We start from the raw sequence: 2,659 nt of genomic DNA on the forward strand, positions 1-2,659 counted from the left end.
AAATGCCGCACAGTCAAAATATCATTTTACTGCCAAAGGCGAGTTAGATTGGGTAAAGGATGCCGAAGGAAATATCCTGACTATTTCTGCTATGTCCAACAATCAGAGAACTGTAACAGATTCCACAGGCAGAACCTATAAAATCAACTATAACGGTAATAAAGAGCATCTTCGTGTTACAAAGATTGAGGATACAAGCGCCGGAAGAACAGTAACATACAGGTACAACGGAGATTTTCAGTTAATATCGGCAACAAGCGTATCAGGCGGTACTGAGAAGTACGAATATGACGGCAACGGCAGACTCTGCAAGATCACAAATTGCTATGACGAGGTAACAGATCAGATTAACTATCTGTCACACGGCGAAGTTAATTATCTCATTAATTCCGCAGGACTGAAGCAGGAATACACCTATGACAAAGGACAGAAACAGACAGGTCTCAAGGAATTTGACGGTGATACTCTTGTAAAAACATTCACTTATGATTATGATGAAAAATATGCGGTAAAGACAAATACAGTTGAAACAGACGGACAGACATATGAAGTCGACAAAATCACTTACAACATGGTTGACGGAAAGAACAAGTATGATGAAATGTCCGAAAGCGTTGATATCATGGGCAATACTACCAAGTATGAGCGTGATGAAAACGGAAATGTGACAAAGACGATCAATCCTGACGGCACATACACTTTAGCCAATTACAACGATAAAAACAGCCTTATTGCTTCCGTTGACGAAATGGGATATGCGACAATCAAGGCATATGACAAAAACGGAACTAGAATACTAAAGGAAGCAACTAGTGTTAATCCGCTTTCACAGGCAGATATAAATACTGTAACTTCAAGGAATTTTAATCCGATAACATATCTTGCGGCTCATGAAAGCAGCTATGCGATAACAAGTCATGAATACTATGCAGACAGCTATGTAAGCGGAATAGTGGGACTGATTAAAAAGACGACCGATCCTGTCGGTAACATAACGGAGTATGATTATTACAAATCGGGCAACGGCAAGGGACTTCCGAAATCCAAGACAATTAAAGACGGAAACACAGTTGTAAACAGTGTTGAATACGAGTACAATTCACAGCTTCAGGTGTCAAAAGAAAAGACAAGCGTTGATATAGCAAAAGGTGTTTATGCTGTTAAAGAGTATGAGTATGATAAGTTCAACAATGTGACCAAGGTAAAGGATTACGGAACGGGAAATACTGCTGCTGTTACGATTACAGAGTACGATAAATTAAGCAGAAAAACAGCGGAATACAGTCCGAATTATTCAGCAGACAAAAGTCATGGAACACTGACAGAATATTATCCAAGCGGCAGTGTAAAAAAGCAGACTGACGCACTCGGAAATGTGACTTCATTTAAGTACGACGCATACGGAAATGTTACAGAGAAAACCAATCCTGATAAAACAATAAACATAACCGAATATGACGGATTACAGCGTGAAAAGTCAACATGTTTTAAGTGGAAGGCAGAAGCTGAAAAGCAGATTCTTACGTCTACGGAATATGAGTTTGTAAAACACGGATTTAATGTATACACAGCACTAGACAGTTGTTCTTCCAAGTCATGCAGCGGTTTAAAGACTAAAAAGAAAACATATATCACAGCGGAAAAACAGGTTTTGACGGAAACATTTGCCGATTTCAGAGGAAATCCTGTTACTGAAAAGACAAATGGTGAAACCAAGAGAACAAGTGCTTATTACGCAAACGGACAGCTTGCAAGACAGACCGACGCATTAAGAAATACCACAAAATATGAGTACGGTTATTTAAATAAGCTGACCACAACCTATACTCCTTTCAGCGGTAAAGAAAATTATTCGATTACAGAAAATGAGTATGATAAGAACGGTAATATAGTTCTGACAAAACAGACTGTTCAGAAGCAGGATTCAAGCGATAAAAAATACAGCATTACGCAGAATAAGTATAATGCAATGGGATTGCTGGAACAGGTAACACTCAGCGGAACAGATTCAAAGGATAAGAATATTTCAAAGTATTTTTACAACAATGCCGGAGTTCAGATCAAGATGTACACAGGTATGTCATCAGAGAATGACAGCACATATCTGACAACAAATTATGAGTATGATAACTGGCTGAGAGCGGTAAGAACCACCGACAGCACAGGCTACAATTCAGGTACAATAACCTATGACCTTAACGGTAACGTTCTCACAAACACAGACGCAAACGGCAACGTTACAACCAATACTTATGATGCTTTAAACCGTGTACTTACTTCAAAGACTGTAAACTCTAAAGATTCCAAAAAGAATGTCAGCAAATCATATGAATATGACAATATGGGCAGGATTTTAAGAGCCGTAACTAATGATTTGACTACAAACTATGCTTATGATGATTTAGGCAGAAAGAGCGAGGAAGTTGAAGGTAAAAACGGATATTCAACCTTCAAGGGATTTTTCTATGAGGGCGTTTCGCAGTATACAAGACAGCAGATAGTAGGTATTAATAACCTTTTGATGTATTCATACACAAGCTATGAATATGACGGTGAAATGAGGCTTACCAAGGTAAAGGAAACAGGAGAAGAAACAGTTTCATATACCTATGACAGAAACGGAAACAAGAAGTCAGAAACCCTTGCAAACGGAGTAGTT

At 38.6% G+C, this 2,659-nt stretch carries 1 pseudogene; it reads left to right on the forward strand.

Annotated features, from left to right (window positions below):
• A pseudogene (locus OCV67_RS11950) lies at window positions 1–2,659 on the forward strand (RHS repeat protein); the annotation flags it as partial.

Source organism: Porcipelethomonas ammoniilytica, from assembly GCF_025567485.1.
In the GTDB taxonomy this organism is placed as follows: Bacteria; Bacillota; Clostridia; order Oscillospirales; family Ruminococcaceae; genus Porcipelethomonas; species Porcipelethomonas ammoniilytica.